We start from the raw sequence: 19014 nt of genomic DNA on the forward strand, positions 1-19014 counted from the left end.
AGAAGTTACTTTGTATGTATAAACTAAAAGATTATGCATATGAAAAATTTCCTGATCCCTACAACTCTAAAAGATGATACGATTTCTGCTGTAAAATCAGCAATTAGCCAGGCAAAAGAGTCAGACTGTGAAATTGTTTTAATGATGGTTTCTGAAACACCAGATGCCTTTTCATCATCTAATTTTTTACGTGAAATGAGAACCGGACTTACCAAAAGTCAGGAAGAAGTTCTCGAAACCTGCAGATACATGATCGATCATGCTAAAAACTGCAGAATTAAAATTCATAATCAATATGGACTTTCGTCGCCAATTTTTAGAGGAATTATCGAGCACTTTTCTGTAAAATTAGTCATTTTAACTCATTCTTATAAACAAGAAACTAAGCGCATTCATCAATATTTAGTACAATTAGCAGGAAATCAAAAATGTCCGATTCTGCATTTAGGAAATGAATTTAAAGAAGATTTTACAAAAGCACTTTATATAGAAAACAGTTCTGCAAATGTTCATGTAAAAGATGTTCAGCAGTTTTTGAATGAAAATTTCTCTTATGAAATTGTAAGTCAGACTTCTAAAATTGATGATAATTACGAAGAATCAGCACCTTATTTAACAGAAGCTATTTCTAAATACGAAATTGATCTTTTAGTTGAAACCCGTAAAGGCGAAAAAATAAAATTTAAAAAAGTAAAAAAACAAAACATCAATGAAAAACTGGGACTTCCGGTGCTTTCATTATATGAAGAGTTGGTTTAGTTTTTTTCAAAATCAGATCTAGTAATCTTAACACAAATCTTGATTTAAAATGTGCCGCTAGGCACTCAATATCGGTAGCCAGTAATATATGCGGAATTTCATAAGCGTGCCGTAGGTACGCAATGTTAGTTCTTTCGTACCTACGGCACGATTGAATTTATTTTCAATTTTTTGTTTTCTACCAATATGTAGTGCCTAACGGCACAAATTGTTTAATTAAAAACCGAAAATATGTTATTAAGAAAAAGAATACCAATGAAGTACGTTCTCGGGAAAATTAAAGTAGAAATGGCTCTTGTACTGGCATACACCATATTATTTGAAATATTTCACCATTATTTTGTTACACTTCCCGTAGATATTCCAATAGCGATTCCAACGATGATTGGAACGATTATTTCCTTATTATTAGCCTTTAAATCAAATCAGGCATACGACCGCTGGTGGGAAGCCAGAATTGTTTGGGGAGCCGTTGTAAACGATTCCCGAACCTTAATTCGTCAGGTTTTGACATTTTATAAAGATCCTGATTTTTCTGTAGAAGCAAGCGAATTCAAAGAAAATTTTGCAAAAAGGCAAATAGCATGGTGTTACAGTTTAGGTCAGTCGCTTCGAAATAAAGACGCAATAAAACCACTAAAAGGTTTAATGAGCGAGGAAGAAATTAAATACATCAAGAACCATCAAAACGTTCCAAATGCTATTTTAATGCTGCATGCACGCGATCTTAAAAATGCTAAAAACGAGAAAAAAATCAATATGTATCAGCAGGTAGAAATCGATAATACATTATCGCGATTATGCGATGAAATGGGTAAATGCGAGAGAATCAAGAATACGATTTTCCCAACAACCTACAGCATGTATATTAGATTAACCTTGTGTTTGTTTATTTTGTTATTACCATTCGGATTAACAAGTGTATTAAGCTGGTTTGCCATTCCGTTAATTACAGCAATCGCCGCAGCTTTCTTTTTGATTGAAAGAATGGCAATTCATTTGCAGGATCCTTTTGAAAACAGACCAACTGATACGCCTGTTACAACAATTGCAAATACAATCGAAAAGAACATAAAGCAAATGCTCAACGAATATCAAAGCGAATTTGATATCCTAAAAGAATTTGAAATAAACGACGAAGCTAAAAAAGTCGAAAAAGACGCTTACTTCGTTCTATAACGCCTTAATTTTGGTCTTCTTTAATTAATTGTTGTCCGGACAGTGTTATTAATTACACTGTCCGGTTTTTTTTTGGAAGTTGCTGAGATTCTAAGTTGCTAAGGTTCTAAGTTTTTTTGAAACACAAATCAACTAAACATAGCCCGTGGTTTCAACCACGGGGACATGTAGTTGTTTTTGAAAATTATGCTCTCCCATGGTTGAAACTACGGGGCTATGTCAAATAGAAAAAAGCGCAAAGATTACAATTGTTTCGCTGCCAATCTCCCCAAAGTTCTAATAGATTCGCGCAATTCATTACTCCACGGAAGTCCAAAACTTAAACGCATACAGTTTGAAAACTGATCCTGAAAAGAAAAAATCCTTCCCGGTGCAATACTGATATTATGTTTTAAAGCCAAATGATAAAAAGCTGCCGTATCTATTTTTTTATCCAGTTCGACCCAAAGGAAAAATCCGCCCTGAGGCTGACTTACTTTTGTTCCAGCCGGAAAAGATTCTAAAACCGTATTAATGTAATTATTGCAGTTGCGATTCAGGATTTGGCGAATTTTACGAAGATGATTTTCATAACGGCCGTTTTTCAAAAAATCACCAACAACTTCATGAGTAATCGTAGGCGAGGAGATCGTATGATATAGTTTAGTTCTTAAAACTTCTTTTTTAAATTTACCAGCAGAAACCCAGCCAACGCGATAACCCGGCGCCAGAGATTTAGAAACCGAACTGCAGCAAAGTACAATCCCGCTTTCGTCATACGTTTTACAATTTGTTGGACGGCTTGTGCCAAAGTACAAATCGCCGTGAATATCATCTTCAATTAACGGAACATTATAAAAATCCATCAAACGCACAATTTCCTTTTTATGTTCATTTGGCAGCATACTTCCCGATGGATTACTGAAATTGCTCATTAATACGCAGGCTTTTACTTTATTGGTAGAAAGTGTTTTTTTAACGGCTTCGAGTTCAATTCCCGTTGTCATATTGGTTGGAAGTTCCATCACATACAAACCTAACGATCGCGCCAATTGCAGAATACCAAAATAAACCGGACTTTCGGTAATTATAGTATCTCCCGGTTTTGTCAAAGTCAGTAAACAATCTGAAATAGCCGAAATGCAGCCCGGAGTGGTGATAATATCATCTTCGGTCAAAGAACCTCCCCAAGTGAACGACCAGCGGGCAATTTCTTTTCGTAAATTACTGTTTCCCTGAATTTCCTCATAACTCGTACCGCTGTTGGGCAATTGACGCATGGCCTGAACCATTCCTTTATTCAGTTTTGCAATAGGAAGCAGTTCATTTGATGGAAAACCAAGTGAAAGCATCGTCAGGTCTTTTTTACGCATATCACCATAAACCAAATCGACTAAATCTTCGCGATCAATGTTTTCAACGCTTAAAATGGGCTTACTGGCTGAAGGTTCTGTAATTATTCTTGCCGAAATGTTGCTCACATAATAACCAGATTGCGGACGCGATTCAATCAGTGATCGACTCTCAACTTCATAATATGCTTTGCTAACGGTACTCATGCTGTAACCCGTTTCAGCACAAACTTCCCGTATAGAAGGCAGTTTGTCTCCAACATTCAAAAGCCCTGATTTTATCTGATTTTCGATAACATCGGCAAACTGTAAATACAAGTAATTTGAGCTTTTCATAAAATAAACTGTTATGCTGCAATTTACAAAAACTGTATCTGTATTGCTATTTTATTTTTTAGAAATTTGTTTCATCAAAAAAATAAAAGAAAAACAGTCGTGAAAACAACAAAATATTATATCGCAGCTATTACCGCTTACACCGTTTGGGGATTTTTCAGTTTGGTTTTAAAACCTATTCACGATTATCCTGCACTCGATATTTTATTTTATCGTGTTTTTAGCTGCAGTATTTTAATGCTTTTAATTACGTTTTTATTTAAAAGAAAAGCATTGCAGGAAACTCTAAATATTTTCAAAGGATTATCTTCTTCAGAAAAGAAAAAAGCTGTTTTATTGAATATCGGCGGAAGCTTCTTTTTAATGGCAAACTGGTTCACATTTATTTATGTAATGAATCATGTTAGTGTAAAAGCGACTTCTTTGGCGTATTTAGTATGTCCAATTTTAACCACTTTGTTAGCGTTTTTTATATTAAAAGAAAAACTGGAAAAAACGCAATGGCTGGCAGTTGGCTTAAGTATTTTTGGTTGTCTGCTTTTATCTTACGCCGATATTATGGATATGTTTTTCAGTATCATTATTGGTTTAACGTATGCTTCTTATTTGGTAAGTCAAAGAGTTAACAAAGGTTTTGACAGATTTATTGTCCTCACGTTTCATATTACATTGGCAGCGATATGTTTATTCCCGTTTTATCCGGAATACAGCGGACCAATCCCAACCGAATTTAAGTTTTATTTCTGTATAGAAACCATCGCAATTGCATTTACGATTATTCCGTTGTTTCTTAACCTGTACGCACTTTCAGGAATTAACTCATCAACTGTTGGAATGCTTTTGAACATTAATCCGATGATTGCTTTTTTACTGGCAAATTTTGTCTATCACGAAAAAATCAGTGCTTTGCAAATCAGTGCTTACGGCATTATTTTTATTGCAGTGTTAGTTTTTAATTCCAATCATATTTTTGCCATAAAACAGAAATATATCCTGTCCTCTAAAGATTCTCAATAAAGTAACTCTGTATTTTTATTGGTTTAAGGTATAAAATTACGAGAATCTTAACAGGATTTTTAAGCAGGAATGAGTATTTTTCATTCCTGCTTTTTTATGCAGTAAAATGATTTTTTTAGCCACGAATTCACGAATTTTATTTATCTGATAATTCGTGAATTCGTGGCTAATCTTCAACAAAAAAATCCTTTTAATCTGTGTAATCTGTGGCAAATAAATAATTTATAACCGAATCTCTATTATATGAAACCAGCCAAGCTGCAAGCCTTTACTCCGTTATTTTATTTAGTGTGGTCTGATGATCTTTTAACTCAAAAAGAATTTGCCACATTACAGGAATTTATAAAATCCCAAAAAGCACTTTCTGTTGAAGAACAAGAATATCTGCTTTCTAAAGTAGATATTTCGAATCCGCCTTCGCGAAATGAAGTTGCGCAATGGAAACTGGACATCGAAAAAAGCATTCAGGATAAATCTTCGATAAAATCTATTTTTGATATTGCTGTAGCGCTTTCAGATAAAGATTTGGATATTTCATCTTTAGAATCAGATTTTACAAAACTTGAAAATGACCTCGGAATTTTAGGCGAAGAAGCACTTCAAAATTTTAAAACAAAAGCTGGTTCTTTTACGGCAAATTCACAAACGACAAGCAATTTTGATATTCAAAAAATAACTGAATTTCTGGATGGAAAAGAAGCTCCAATTATAAAAAGAGTTAAGGAAGTTATTTCAAGACCTGAATTTGCTTATGAAACTTCAACAGATATAAATGTTTTCCGCCAAACGGTTTACAACTGGTGTAAAATTCTAGCCAATGAAAACTTAGGAAACATGGCTTATCCAAAAGAATATGGAGGAGGAGGAAACGTAGAAGATTATTTTGCGATTATGGAAACGCTGAGTTATCACGATTTAAGTTTAGTGATAAAATTTGGCGTTCAGTTTGGACTTTGGGGAATGAGCGTTCAGTCACTTGGAACCGAAAAACATTATGCAAAATACTTAAAAGATATTGGTTCTTTAAAACTTCCGGGTTGTTTTGCCATGACCGAAACGCATCACGGATCTAACGTAAAAGGTCTTGAAACTACAGCAACTTACAATCATAACGATCAGACTTTTACGATTCATACGCCAAATAAAAATGCCCAAAAAGAATATATCGGAAACGCAGCAGTTCACGGGCAAAAAGCAACAGTTTTTGCAAAGCTAATTATCGATGGACATGATTATGGCGTAAATGCTTTTGTAGTACCGTTACGAGATACAAACGGAAATGTCGTAAAAGGCGTTACGATAGGCGATTGCGGACATAAAATGGGTTTAAACGGAGTTGATAACGGAACAATAAGTTTTGATAATGTTGTGATTCCGAAAGAAGATATGCTCGATCGTTTTGCATCTGTAAATGATAAAGGAGAATTTGAAAGTCCGATTCCGAGTGATAATAGAAGATTTTTTACGATGTTAGGCACTTTGGTTGGAGGAAGAATCGGGATTCCGCGTTCGGCTTTGGCTGCATCCAAATCAGGATTGACAATTGCCATTCGCTACAGCGATCAACGTCGACAATTTGGTCCCGAAGGCGGATCAGAAGTTCCGATTTTAAATTACAGAATGCATCAGCGCAGATTGTTGCCGCATTTGGCTAAAATCTACGCTGTTCATTTCGCACTTCAATATCTGACCAAAAGATTCTTAAACAGAACAGAAGCAGAAATGCAGGAAATCGAAGCGCTTGCAGCCGGAATGAAATCGTATTCAACCTGGAGTACAAGAGATATTCTACAGGAATGCCGAGAAGCTTGTGGCGGAAAAGGGTATTTATCTGAAAACCGAATCGACGCTTTAAAAAATGATACTGAAATTTACACCACTTTTGAAGGCGATAATACCGTTTTAATGCAATTAGTCGCTAAAAACCGTTTATCTGAATTTAGAAAAACTTTTGGCGAAATGGGTTCTTTGGGCATCATCAATTATGTCTACGAAAATGCAAAAACGGCGATTACAGAAAAAAATCCAATCGCAACCCGAAGAACTGATGACGAGCATTTGCTTGATGGTGAATTTCATCTTCAGGCTTTTGTTCACAGAGAAAAAACAATTCTGGCTTCGGCAGCGCGACGTATAAAGAAATTAGTAGATGGAGGATTAGAAGCTTATGATGCTTTTAATGTTGTTCAGCATCAAATGATTGATGTTGCGCAGGCATATCTGGAGCGTATTGTTTTAGAGCAATTTCAGGAAGCAATCAAAGCCATCGAAGATCAGAATTCAAAAAATATTTTAACCAAATTATATCAATTATATGCGCTTTCGCAGATAGAAAAAAATAAAGCCTGGTATCTTGAAGACGGTTATATGGAAGCCGTAAAAACAAAAGCCGTTCGTAAAATTGTAAATCAGCTATGTTGGGATATTCGTCCCGATGCGGTTGCATTGGTAAACGCTTTTGATATTCCGGAAAGTTGTCTGGCGGCGCCAATTGCGGTGTGATTTTTTTAAACTATATAAGTGATATAAGTTTTAAAAGTTTTTTCAAACCTTGTCAAAATTTTAGACTTTGACAAGGTTTTTAACATCAAACTTTAAATAAACTTATATCACTTATATGGTGTATTAAAATATTATGAAATTACCAGCTTCCTTTTAAACCTTCTTTTAAAGCAGCATTGTATTTTTCTAAATCAAAACTGTATAAATCAGGAGCTTTATGCGCGCCGCCTTTGCGGGATTCATCTAGTTTGGTAAGAATATCGTAACGAAGAATCTTTCGATAAAAATTACCGCGATTTAGTTTTTTTCCTAAAATAGCTTCATACAATTTTTGAAGTTCCGGCATTGTAAATTTCTCAGGCAGAAGATTATAACCAATAGGATGATTGTTGAGCTGTTCGCGAAGCGTAAGAAGCGCTTTGTCGAAAATTGCGCGATGATCCATCATAAATTCCGGTAAAGCTTCGATCAATTTCCATTCAACGGCATTTGAGTATTGGTCAATCTGTAGCTTTACCTGCGAATGCTCTGCAAGTGCATAATATCCAATAGAAACAAAACGCTGTTTGTTCCAAATATTATCATCATAACCTTCAAAAACACTTTCAGATCTTTTTAAATTTCCAAAAGTGTAAAACTGCTGCAAATAGATATTCTCGGTTCCGGTTCTGTCTTTTAAAATACGGACTGCGGCATCGTCTACATTTTCATTTTTTTGAACATAACCGCCAGGAAGCCCAAACGAATCCTGATCCTTCATTTTAAGTGTAAGAACATGAAGTGCGTTTTCATGAAAACTAAAAATAACGCAGTCAATAGAAAGCGACGGAATATATTTTTCCCATGCTTCGGCAGACTGCTGTTCAAGTAATTTCTTTAGTTCCATTGGTTTTATTTGTTTTCAAATTTAATCTATTTGAAAAATATAAATCAGCTTATTTTTTTAAAAACAATTTTTTCCCTTTAATAGAAATGTTTTTTACTTTTTTTTATTCTGATTTATATGTAATCAATTGCTTGTTTTGATGGTAATCCTCTAATTTTTCTTTTTTAAGATTAGGATAAATGAAAATTTAACCTCTTTTATTTGTTGAAACGAAAAAAAGTAATTAATATTGCTTCATAATGAAGCAATGAAAAACGCTGAATTTTAAAACTTTACTATTTTCAAACCACATTTTTAGTTTCACTTATGAAAAAAACAATTATAAAAACAGCACGAATATCGCTTTTGACTGCTTTAGTGATTTCTAATATATCATGGAGCAGTTTATCTGACGAGGAAAATAATCCGCCAATTTTAACTCTTAACGGATTTACTTTTAGAGATTTAAATAAAAACGGAAAATTGGATATTTATGAAGATACCAGACTTTCGATTCATGAGCGTGCTGTCGATTTGGTCAAAAAAATGACTGATGAAGAAAAAGCCAATTTTTTAATGGGTACCGGAATGCCGGGATTTGACGGAATAAAACCAGTGATAGGTGCTATCGAAGGGCGTGTTCCGGGCGCTGCCGGCGGAACATATGAAATTAAACGTTTGGGAATTCCTGCTATTATTGTTGCCGATGGTCCAGCCGGATTACGAATAAAACCAATTCGTAAAGATGATAAAAATACCTATTACTGTACCGCATTTCCGGTTGGAACGGCTTTAGCATCTACATGGAATGAAGCTTTGATTGAAAAAGTAGGTAAAGCAATGGGAAATGAAGTGAAAGAATACGGTGTTGATGTATTGTTAGCGCCTGCTTTAAACATTCACAGAAATCCTTTGTGCGGAAGAAATTTTGAATATTACTCTGAAGATCCGTTAGTTTCCGGAAAAATTGCTTCGGCAATGGTAAAAGGAATTCAGTCGAATGGAGTAGGGACTTCTATTAAGCATTTTGCGGCTAATAATCAGGAAACCAATCGTCTTTCGATTAATGAACATATCAGCGAAAGAGCAATGCGCGAAATTTACCTGAAAGGTTTCGAAATTGCTGTAAAAGAATCAAATCCCTGGACGGTAATGTCTTCTTATAATTTAATTAACGGAACGTACACTTCGGCAAGAAAAGATTTATTAACAGAGATTCTTCGCAACGAATGGGGTTTTAAAGGAATTGTAATGACAGACTGGTTTGGTGGTTTTGCCGGTGCAGAGTCTATTATGGCGGGCTCCAGTAATGTTACACAACAGTTAAGTGCCGGAAACGATTTATTGATGCCGGGAATCGAAGCGCAAAAGAAAGCTATTTTAGAAAATATTAATAATAAGAATTTGTCTAAAGAAGTTGTAGATAAAAATGTTGAAAGGATTTTAGAATTGGTTTTAAAATCTCCAATAATGGAAAACTACAAATATTCGAACAAACCAAATTTAAAGGAGAACGCCCAAATTACCAGACAAGCAGCTGCCGAAGGAATGATCTTGTTGAAAAATGATAAAGGTGTTTTGCCATTTACAAACAAAAAAGGTAAAATAGCCGTTTTTGGAGTTACATCTTATGATTTTATTTCCGGAGGAACAGGAAGCGGAGACGTTAATGAGGCTTATACTGTTTCATTATTAGATGGTTTAAAAAACTCAGGATATTCTATTGATAATGAACTAAAAGCCGCATACACCCCATTTGTGGCAAAAGTAAAGGACGCAGAAATGGAAAGCCGTAAAAAAGAAGGCTTTCTGGCTTTACCAAAAAGACTGCCGGAATTAAAATTAGATAAAGAAGAAGTAGATAAACACGCTGTATCATCAGAATTAGCAATTATTACTATTGGAAGAAATTCAGGAGAAGGCGGAGATCGTAAAGTCGATAATGATTTTAATCTTGCTCAGGATGAAGTAGAATTAATCAACAATGTTTCTGAAGCTTTTCATGCTAAAGGAAAAAAAGTAGTAGTAATATTAAATATTGGAGGCGTTATTGAAACGGCAAGCTGGAAAGATAAAGTAGATGCCATTTTATTATCCTGGCAGCCAGGGCAGGAAGGAGGAAATTCCGTAGCAGATGTTTTTTCTGGAAAAGTAAATCCGTCAGGAAAACTTACAATGACTTTTCCAATAAAATATGAAGATACGCCGTCGGCAAAAAACTGGCTGGGAACTCCGGCAGATGATCCAAAAAATGTAACATATGAAGAAGGTGTGTATGTAGGATACCGTTATTACAATACATTTAATGTAAAACCATCTTATGAATTTGGTTTTGGAAATTCGTACACTACATTTGATTATTCTGATATAAAACTGAGTTCTTCAACTTTCAATTCATCAATAACAGTTTCGGTTACGGTAAAAAATACCGGAAAAACAGCCGGAAAAGAAGTGGTGCAGTTATACTTATCTGCTCCTTCAAAATCTATTGACAAACCTAAAGAAGAATTGAAGGCTTTTGCTAAAACAAAAGATTTAAAACCGGGTGAAAGCCAAACTTTAAAATTAACATTGTCGCCAAAAGATCTGGCTTCTTTTATAGAAAATCAAAATGCATGGATTGCCGAAGCCGGAACTTATAAAGTCATGACAGGTGCTTCATCTTTAGATATTAAAAAATCAGTAGAATTTACTGTACCAAATGAAATTACAGTCGAAAAAGTAAAAAAAGCTTTTGAACAGGAAACTCCAATTAAAGAGTTAAAACAATAAAATTCGGGAAATTGGTTTTATAGCAAAATTGTTTTAACTAAAATTCCACTTGAATATTCAACAGAATAAACAAGTGGAATTATTTTTTATAATATCACTATTCGTTATAAATTTTATTTATAAAATGGGAATCAAATCATTTTACTGTTAAAGTAACCGGCTTTTTTAAAATCGTCAATATTCATAGAGATTGACTTTACTTCCGGAAGAACAGTTTTTAATCTGGTTACGATTGTTTTTGATAAATTGTTCTTTTGTTCCTCATTTCGGCCTTCCATTATATAACCAAAAACATGAATAAAATCTTCTAAAGTGTTTCCGTTATTATAATGAGAGAAAGCATTAATGCGAACTTTAATTTCGGGCGCAGTAAAAAGATTTGTTGCTAAAGCCGAATCAAAAACTTCCTGCATTATTTCATCTGCAGATTTTAATCGCAATACATTTTCAGAGCAGTCAATAATCAAATTTGGCATTTTTTGTATGTTTAAATTAGAAATTCAGTTCAAACAAAATTATAAAAACATTATCAGGTTTCCGTTTATTTTCTGTTCTAATAAATAATTCATTTTTCTCTCGACACTTTATTATATTTGTACGTTACATTTATTTTTTTACTTAGTTTGAAAACCTCATTTTTGTCTCTTTTACTTGGTCTTATCAGCTTTTCCGTTTATGCATCGGAAAGTACAGACGATATTATAGATAAGCTAAACCTTGCTTTAAAAAACAAGGAACATTATGTCCGGTTAAAAGAAGAAAGAATTCTTAATTTCAAGAAAATCAAATCGGATGGTTTAACAAAAGAGCAGGAGTACAATTATAATAAAACGTTATATACAGAGTATCAAAAATTCAATTCAGATTCTGCTATTTTATATGTAAAAAAGAATCTAAAAATTGCCGATGAACTTCAGGATAAAGATCTTTCGGACTTAGCCAATCTGCAATTGGTTACATTATATTCATCTTCAGGAAAATATCGCGAATCCGAAGCGATTTTAAAAAGCATTGATAAAAATAAATTATCAAAATCGCTGCTTCCTAACTATTATACTTCGTATCGTGAATTTTTTGAACATTATGCCGCAAATAGTTACAGCATTCATTATTTAGAGCAAATTCAAAAATACCGTGATTCTTTATTGATGGTTTTAGACCAGAAATCCATCAATTATAAGATCAATAAAATTCAGCACGATATTTATCACAAAAAACTTGCTGGTGCCCAAAAAGACTTAATGAATCTGCTCAAAAATACTAAAGAAGCAGATCCTCAGTATGCTATGATAACGTATTTGCTTGGAAGTATTTATGAGCGTACACATCAGCTGGAATTGAGAAAAAAATATTATGCACTTTCGGCTACTGCCGATATTAAAAATGCTAATAAAGATAATGCTTCGCTGCAGGAGCTGGCTTTGGTTTTTTATGAAATAGAAGATGTCGATATGGCGTATAAGCTCACACAATCGGCCATTGAAGATGCGCTTTATTGCAATGTGCAGTTTCGAACGCTTTTAATGTCAGAAGTTTATTCGATCATTAATACCGTTTATTTAGAAAAAGAAGCCAAACGAAAAACAGAATTACAGTTGTATTTAATCTGTATCAGCCTGCTTTCGGTATTTTTGATTATTGCCGTTATTTACGTTTACAAACAAATGAAAAAAGTTTCGCGAATTCGGGGAGAATTGTACGAAACAAGCCAAAAACTGGCCGAATTAAATCAGGATATTACTGAAACTAATAACCAATTACAGGAACGTAACGCTCAATTATCAGAATCAAATCATATTAAAGAAGAATATATTGCGCATTTTTTCAGTCTTTGCTCGACTTATATCAATAAACTGGAGAATTACCGCATTATTTTAAATAAAAAAGCAACAGCAAAACAATTTGACGAAATTTACAAAATGCTCAAGTCAACCACTTTGGTCGATACTGAACTGGAAGAATTGTATAAAAACTTCGATATTATTTTCCTGAATCTTTACCCAACTTTTGTAAAGGATTTTAATGCGCTTTTAATAAAAGAAGAACAAGTAGTTTTAAAACAGGGAGAATTACTCAATACCGAACTTCGAATTTTTGCATTAATTCGTTTAGGAATTAACGACAGCGTAAAAATTGCAGCCTTTCTTCGTTACTCTTTAAGTACAATTTACAATTATCGAACAAGAGCCAGAAATAAAGCCGCTGTTTCGAGAAATGATTTTGAAGAAATGGTCATGAAAATCGGTTTAATTACGTTGAAAATCTAAAGATTCGTTTTAAAATCACTACTTTTTTTACTGCTTATTTTTTATTAAAAAATTGATAATCAATACTTTAATTTTTTAATTCACTACTTTTTTTCGTTTAAAAATTCAAAACGAACTATAACGTTTTAGCTTTACAATATTATTAAAAGGTACATTTGACCACTTGTATCTATACCAAAAATTGAATGCTTAAATAAATTAATAGTTATGTTTAAAAACGTTAAAACAATCGTTGTTTTAGTTTTATTGAGTTCATTCGGATTGAATGCACAAAATAAAGTTCCGGTTTATCTTGATGATAAAAAGCCAATTAATGAGCGTATAGAAGATGCGCTTTCGCGAATGACAACCGAGGAAAAAATTGCCATGATCCATGCGCAGTCTAAATTTAGCTCACCTGGTGTGAAACGACTTGGAATTCCTGAAAACTGGATGACCGATGGACCACACGGAATTCGTACCGAAGTAAAATGGGACGAATGGGATCAGGCAGGATGGACAAATGATTCTTGTATTGCATTTCCGGCTTTAACGGCACTTTCTTCAACATGGAATAAAGAATTAGCATCTTTATACGGGAAATCAATTGGAGAAGAAGCACGTTACCGAAACAAAAACGTACTATTAGGACCGGGAGTTAACATTTACAGAAGCCCTTTAAATGGACGTAACTTCGAATATATGGGAGAAGACCCTTTCTTAACTTCAAAAATGGTGGTTCCTTATATTAAAGGAGTTCAGTCAAATGGAGTTGCTGCCTGCGTTAAACATTTTGCCTTAAATAATCAGGAAACAAACCGAAATACTGTAAATGTTGTAGTTGATGATCGTGCGTTATACGAAATCTATCTTCCGGCTTTTAAAGCTGCTGTACAAGAAGGAGAAGTGTGGGCAATTATGGGATCTTACAACAAATATAAAGGACAGCAATGCTGCCACAACGAATATTTATTAAACGATATTCTTCGCGGAGAATGGGGTTTTAAAGGCGTTGTAGTTTCTGACTGGGGCGGCGTACACGATACAAAACAAGCTATTCACAATGGTCTTGATATGGAATTTGGTTCATGGACAAACGGACTTTCATGGGGAACAAGTAATGCTTACGATAACTATTACTTAGCAAAACCATATTCTGAAATGATTAAAAAAGGTGAAGTTGGAACAAAAGAACTTGACGAAAAAGTACGTCGCATTCTTCGTTTGGCTTTCCTTACTACAATGGACAGAAATCGTCCTTTTGGATCTTTTGGGACAGATGAGCATGCAAAAGCCGGTTTAAAAATTGCCGAAGAAGGAATTGTTTTATTGCAAAACAACAACAATATCCTGCCAATTAACCTTTCTAAAACTAAAAAGATTGCAGTAATTGGAGAAAATGCCATTAAAATGATGACTGTAGGAGGAGGAAGTTCTTCTCTAAAAGCACGTTACGAAATTACTCCGCTTGAAGGTTTGAAGAAAAGAATTGGTAATCAGGCAGAAATCGTTTATGCTCGTGGTTATGTTGGAGATCCAACAAGTAATTATAATGGAGTGGTTGCAAAAGTAAGTTTAGAAGAGAAACGTTCTCCTGCAGAATTAACTGCTGAAGCTTTAAACGTTGCTAAAGATGCTGATATTGTTCTTTTTATTGGAGGTTTAAATAAAGCTCCAAACCAGGATGATGAAGGACACGACCGTAACGGATTAGAGCTTTCTTATGGTCAGGATAAATTAATCAGCGAACTTGCAAAAGTAAATAAAAACATTGTTTTTGTAAATATTTCAGGAAATGCAGTTGCAATGCCATGGATTAAAGAAGTTCCGGGAGTTGTTCAGGGATGGTTTTTAGGTACAGAAGCTGGAAATGCTTTAGCTGCTGTTTTGGTTGGAGATGTTAATCCTTCCGGAAAATTATCTTTCACTTTCCCGGTAAAATTATCTGATAACGGAGCACATGCTTTAGGGGAATTTCCAGGAGGAGACGAAGTTAAATACAACGAAGGAATTTTTGTAGGATACCGTTGGGCAGACAAAAACAAAATAAAACCATTATTCTCTTTTGGACACGGATTAAGTTATACGACTTTTGCATACGGAAAAGTAACTGCTGACAAAAAACAAATGTCAGGCAATGATAAAATCACATTTTCTGTAACGGTAAAAAATACAGGAAACAGAGAAGGATCTGAAGTTGTTCAGCTTTATATCAGCGATTTAAAATCTTCATTACCGCGTCCGGTAAAAGAATTAAAAGGATTTGAAAAAGTTGCCCTAAAAGCTGGAGAAGAAAAAACAGTAACGTTTACAATCGATAAAACAGCCTTAAGTTTCTTTGATGATAAAAAACACGACTGGGTTGCAGAACCGGGAGCTTTTGAAGCAATCGTAGGAGCATCATCAACCGATATAAAATCTAAAGTGGGATTCTCACTTCAATAATTTCATTATTTCTAAATTGGTTGGTTGTAAAGCTGCAAGTGTAAAAAGTTGCAGCTTTGCTTTATAAAAAAGTAAGAAGTAAAATGTTATATGTTAGAAACGGTTGGTCGCAATTAATTCAAACACATAGAAACATAGATTTTGAACACCTAAAAAAGGCGTTTCACTTATTTTAAATAAAACATAGTTGGCTATGTGTTAGAAACTAGTTTCTTTTTTCAGATCTTTTCTTTAAATAAAAATCTATGTTTCTATGTGTTTAAAAAAAATGTTACACCTGATGGATATATCAGAAGTTTATTTTTAATAAAAATGTTATGAAAAAAATAGTATTCTTTTCAGTTGCCTTTGTTTTGTTTCAAAACCTTTCGGCGCAAAGCCTTGAAAAAATGCAGTGGTTTAATGAACCTGAAAAATGGGAAATTAAAAACAATGCCTTAATCATGAATGTAACCGCAAACAGCGATTACTGGAGAATCTCGCACTACGGATTTACTGTTGATGATGCACCGTTTTATTATGCAACTTATGGCGGCGAATTTGAAGCCAAAGTAAAAATCACAGGAAATTATATCGCACGTTTTGACCAAATGGGTTTAATGATCCGTGTTGACGAAAAAAATTACATTAAAACAGGAGTAGAATTTGTTGACGGAAAATTCAATATCAGCACCGTTGTAACACACGATAAAAGCGATTGGAGCGTGTTAACTCTTGAAAAAGCGCCGCCATTCGTATGGATTAAAGTTGTGAGAAGATTGGATGCTGTTGAGGTATTTTATTCTTTTGATGATAAAAATTATATCATGACAAGAAATGCGCCTTTGCAAGACAATACTCCTGTTATGGTTGGATTAATGGCTGCATCACCTGACGGAAAAGGTTTTGAAGCTAAATTCGAAAACTTCTCTGTAAAACATCTGCCAGATCAAAGAAGATTAGAATGGCTTAAAAATCACCAGTAATAATTGTTAATTGTTAATGGTTAATTATCAATTATGAATTATGAATTATGAATTATGAATTATGAATTATGAATTAACAAATCTAACCACCAATAATTAACCATCAACCACCAACTATAAACTATCAACCAAATGTATATTAAAGCAAAAAAACATTACGAAATTCTGGATGGTTTGCGTGGAGTTGCGGCTATCTTAGTTGTTACCTTTCACATTTTTGAATCATTTAGCGGAGGAAATCGTTTTGTACAAATTATCAATCACGGTTATCTGGCTGTAGATTTCTTTTTTCTTTTATCTGGATTTGTTGTCGCCTATGCGTATGATGACCGCTGGGGGAAAATGACACAATGGGAATTCTACAAACGCCGGTTAATTCGGCTTCAGCCAATGGTAATCATGGGAATGATCATTGGTGCTGTATTTTATTATTTTCAAGCCTCAGATATATTGTTTCCACAAATTACAGGAATGGAAGTGTGGAAAGTAATTGTAACAATGCTTATTGGTTTCACTCTCTTGCCAATTCCACCATCAATGGAAATAAGAGGCTGGGGAGAAATGCATCCTTTAAATGGTCCGGCATGGTCACTTTTTTTCGAATACATTGCAAACATCTTGTACGCCCTAATTTTTCGCAGATTTTCGAATAAAGTGCTATCAGTTTTCGTACTGATATTTGCCGGACTGTTAATTAATTACACGGTTTTTGGCCCCAAAGGCGATGTTATAGGCGGGTGGTCTTTAAATCTGGAACAAATGAATATTGGATTCACCCGATTATTATATCCGTTTTTCGCCGGAATTTTGCTTTCCCGTTTAGGAAAATTAATTCACATAAAAGGTGCATTTTGGGTTTGCAGTATTTTAATCACAATTGTTTTGGCATTGCCAAGATTTGGAAATGAAGACATTTTATGGATAAACGGTTTATACGAATCTTTCTGCATCATTTTAGTTTTTCCGGTTATCGTTGCAATAGGGGCGGGCGGACAAATTAAAAATGCATTTTCAGCTAAAATCTGTAAGCTTTTAGGCGATATTTCGTATCCTATTTACATTACACATTATCCATTAATTTACTGGTATACAGCTTGGGTTGTCGATAACAAAGTCTCTCTTCAGGAAGGTTATCCATTGGGAATAGGAGTTTTAATAGCTAGTATTTTATTGGCGTATTTATGTTTAAAATTATATGACGAACCTGTTAGGAACTGGCTTCAGAATAAATTTCAGAGAAAGAAAGGTTCTGAGGTTCTAAGCAACTAAGGTTCTAAGGATATAAATTGTTTTGATAGAGATTTTAAGTAAAGCCTTAGTTACTGCCTTAAAAATATTGAATTTCTAATTTTGTTAGTTATAGACATTCAAAAAAGGGATAAACATAATTGTTTATCCCTTTAATATTTAACCTTATTCTAAAATTTTGTAGACTAAAAAAACTTAGAATCTCAGTATCTTAGTACCTTAGTACCTTAGAACCTTAATTTATTCTAAAACCAATGCTCCTAAAGCTTCTTTACTAAAACCTTTTAACTGATCTGTTTTTCCGGCTTTTATTTTAGCAACCCAATTAGGATCTGACAATAAAGGTCTTCCAACGGCAACTAAATCAAAATCGCCTCTGTCGAAACGTCTGTTTAATTCTTCCAAAGAAGTTGGCTCAGAACTTTCTCCGGCAAAGGCACCAAAGAAATCACCAGAAAGACCAACAGAACCAACAGTAATTGTTGGGGCTCCAGTTACTTTTTTAGCCCATCCTGCAAAATTCAAATCAGAATCTTCAAATTCAGGTTCCCAGAATCTGCGTTGCGAAGCATGTATAATATCAACTCCGGCATCAACAAGCGGTGTAAGCCAAGCTTCTAATTCTTGTGGATTTTTAGCCAGTTTATAGTTATAATCAGAAGGTTTAAACTGAGAAAAACGCATAATAACAGCAAAATCATTACCCACTTGCTTTCTGATTTCTTTTATCACTTCAATAGCAAAACGATTACGTTCCGGTAACGTTTTTCCACCGTAAATATCTTCACGTAAGTTCGTTTCGGCTCGAAAGAACTGATCGATTAAATATCCGTGTGCACCGTGAATTTCGATCGTATCAAAACCTAATCTTTTGGCATCAGCCGCAGCTTTACCAAAAGCAAGAATGGTATCTTCGATATCTTTTTCGGTCATGGCAACACCATTTCTAAAATCAGGACGGTTTAAACCAGACGGTCCTTCAAAAGGAACTGGCGGAACCCATCCTGAATGATGGTTATCCATAATTCCCATATGCCAAATCTGCGGTCCCATTTTTCCGCCCGCAGCGTGAACTCCGTCAATAACTTTTTTCCATCCGTTTAAAGATGTTTCACCATAAAAATGCGGAACATTTGCATCATTTGAAGAAGAAGGTCTGTCGATAACAGTTCCTTCAGATAATATTAAACCAACTTCTCCTTCAGCTCTTTTTTGGTAATAAGCTGCTACATCATCAGTTGGAACTCCGTTTGGAGAAAAAGAGCGCGTCATAGGCGCCATTACGATTCGGTTTTTAAGGTTTAACGTTTTTAAGTTAAACGGCGAAAACAGGTTGTTTGTACTCATAG

At 34.4% G+C, this 19014-nt stretch carries 13 protein-coding genes; 9 read left to right on the forward strand and 4 right to left on the reverse strand.

Going from position 1 to position 19014, the window contains the following annotated elements:
• Positions 1-39 precede the first annotated feature (39 nt).
• Together BUC29_RS05895 and BUC29_RS05900 are read left to right on the forward strand one after the other, a co-directional pair.
• On the forward strand, positions 40-759 hold the full coding sequence (locus BUC29_RS05895) for an adenine nucleotide alpha hydrolase family protein (RefSeq protein ID WP_073414298.1): 720 nt from the start codon (positions 40-42) through the stop codon (positions 757-759).
• Between the two features lie 231 nt (positions 760-990).
• Positions 991-1938, forward strand: coding sequence for a bestrophin family protein (locus BUC29_RS05900; protein WP_073414300.1), 948 nt, complete (start codon positions 991-993; stop codon positions 1936-1938).
• A gap of 242 nt (positions 1939-2180) precedes the next feature.
• On the opposite strand, the gene BUC29_RS05905 is transcribed toward BUC29_RS05900, so the two are convergent.
• Positions 2181-3605: an aminotransferase-like domain-containing protein gene (locus tag BUC29_RS05905; RefSeq protein ID WP_073414302.1), complete on the reverse strand. Its 1425-nt coding sequence runs from the start codon at positions 3603-3605 to the stop codon at positions 2181-2183.
• 99 nt (positions 3606-3704) lie between these two features.
• Here BUC29_RS05905 and BUC29_RS05910 point away from each other — a divergent pair, with 99 nt between their 5' ends.
• Both BUC29_RS05910 and BUC29_RS05915 read left to right on the forward strand, forming a co-directional pair.
• Positions 3705-4622, forward strand: coding sequence for an EamA family transporter (locus BUC29_RS05910; RefSeq protein ID WP_073414905.1), 918 nt, complete (start codon positions 3705-3707; stop codon positions 4620-4622).
• Between the two features lie 243 nt (positions 4623-4865).
• Positions 4866-7124 (forward strand): acyl-CoA dehydrogenase family protein, encoded by a 2259-nt coding sequence (locus tag BUC29_RS05915; protein ID WP_073414304.1) that lies wholly within the window; start codon positions 4866-4868, stop codon positions 7122-7124.
• A gap of 139 nt (positions 7125-7263) precedes the next feature.
• Here the strand turns inward: BUC29_RS05915 and BUC29_RS05920 are convergent, their stop codons facing one another.
• Entirely contained in the window at positions 7264-8010 is a 747-nt protein-coding gene (locus tag BUC29_RS05920; protein ID WP_073414306.1) for an NUDIX hydrolase, read from the reverse strand.
• 306 nt (positions 8011-8316) lie between these two features.
• Between BUC29_RS05920 and BUC29_RS05925 the strand changes: the two genes are divergently transcribed.
• The gene (locus BUC29_RS05925; protein WP_073414308.1) at positions 8317-10761 is read left to right on the forward strand and encodes a glycoside hydrolase family 3 C-terminal domain-containing protein; all 2445 of its coding nucleotides are present in this window, start codon (positions 8317-8319) and stop codon (positions 10759-10761) included.
• A gap of 131 nt (positions 10762-10892) precedes the next feature.
• Here the strand turns inward: BUC29_RS05925 and BUC29_RS05930 are convergent, their stop codons facing one another.
• Positions 10893-11237: a 5-carboxymethyl-2-hydroxymuconate Delta-isomerase gene (locus tag BUC29_RS05930; protein ID WP_073414310.1), complete on the reverse strand. Its 345-nt coding sequence runs from the start codon at positions 11235-11237 to the stop codon at positions 10893-10895.
• Positions 11238-11399: 162 nt separating this feature from the next.
• Here BUC29_RS05930 and BUC29_RS05935 point away from each other — a divergent pair, with 162 nt between their 5' ends.
• The 4 genes from BUC29_RS05935 to BUC29_RS05950 all read left to right on the forward strand — a co-directional run bounded on the left by BUC29_RS05935 (position 11400) and on the right by BUC29_RS05950 (position 17686).
• Positions 11400-13028 (forward strand): DUF6377 domain-containing protein, encoded by a 1629-nt coding sequence (locus tag BUC29_RS05935; RefSeq protein WP_244160778.1) that lies wholly within the window; start codon positions 11400-11402, stop codon positions 13026-13028.
• Between the two features lie 207 nt (positions 13029-13235).
• Complete coding sequence (locus BUC29_RS05940; RefSeq protein WP_073414314.1) at positions 13236-15452, forward strand: glycoside hydrolase family 3 C-terminal domain-containing protein; 2217 nt, start codon at positions 13236-13238, stop codon at positions 15450-15452.
• A 317-nt stretch (positions 15453-15769) separates the two neighbouring features.
• Complete coding sequence (locus BUC29_RS05945) at positions 15770-16417, forward strand: DUF1349 domain-containing protein (protein ID WP_073414316.1); 648 nt, start codon at positions 15770-15772, stop codon at positions 16415-16417.
• A gap of 132 nt (positions 16418-16549) precedes the next feature.
• Complete coding sequence (locus BUC29_RS05950; protein ID WP_073414318.1) at positions 16550-17686, forward strand: acyltransferase family protein; 1137 nt, start codon at positions 16550-16552, stop codon at positions 17684-17686.
• 219 nt (positions 17687-17905) lie between these two features.
• On the opposite strand, the gene BUC29_RS05955 is transcribed toward BUC29_RS05950, so the two are convergent.
• Positions 17906-19012 (reverse strand): NADH:flavin oxidoreductase, encoded by a 1107-nt coding sequence (locus BUC29_RS05955; RefSeq protein WP_073414320.1) that lies wholly within the window; start codon positions 19010-19012, stop codon positions 17906-17908.
• Positions 19013-19014 lie beyond the last annotated feature (2 nt).

Source organism: Flavobacterium defluvii (genome assembly GCF_900129555.1).
In the GTDB taxonomy this organism is placed as follows: domain Bacteria; phylum Bacteroidota; class Bacteroidia; order Flavobacteriales; family Flavobacteriaceae; genus Flavobacterium; species Flavobacterium defluvii.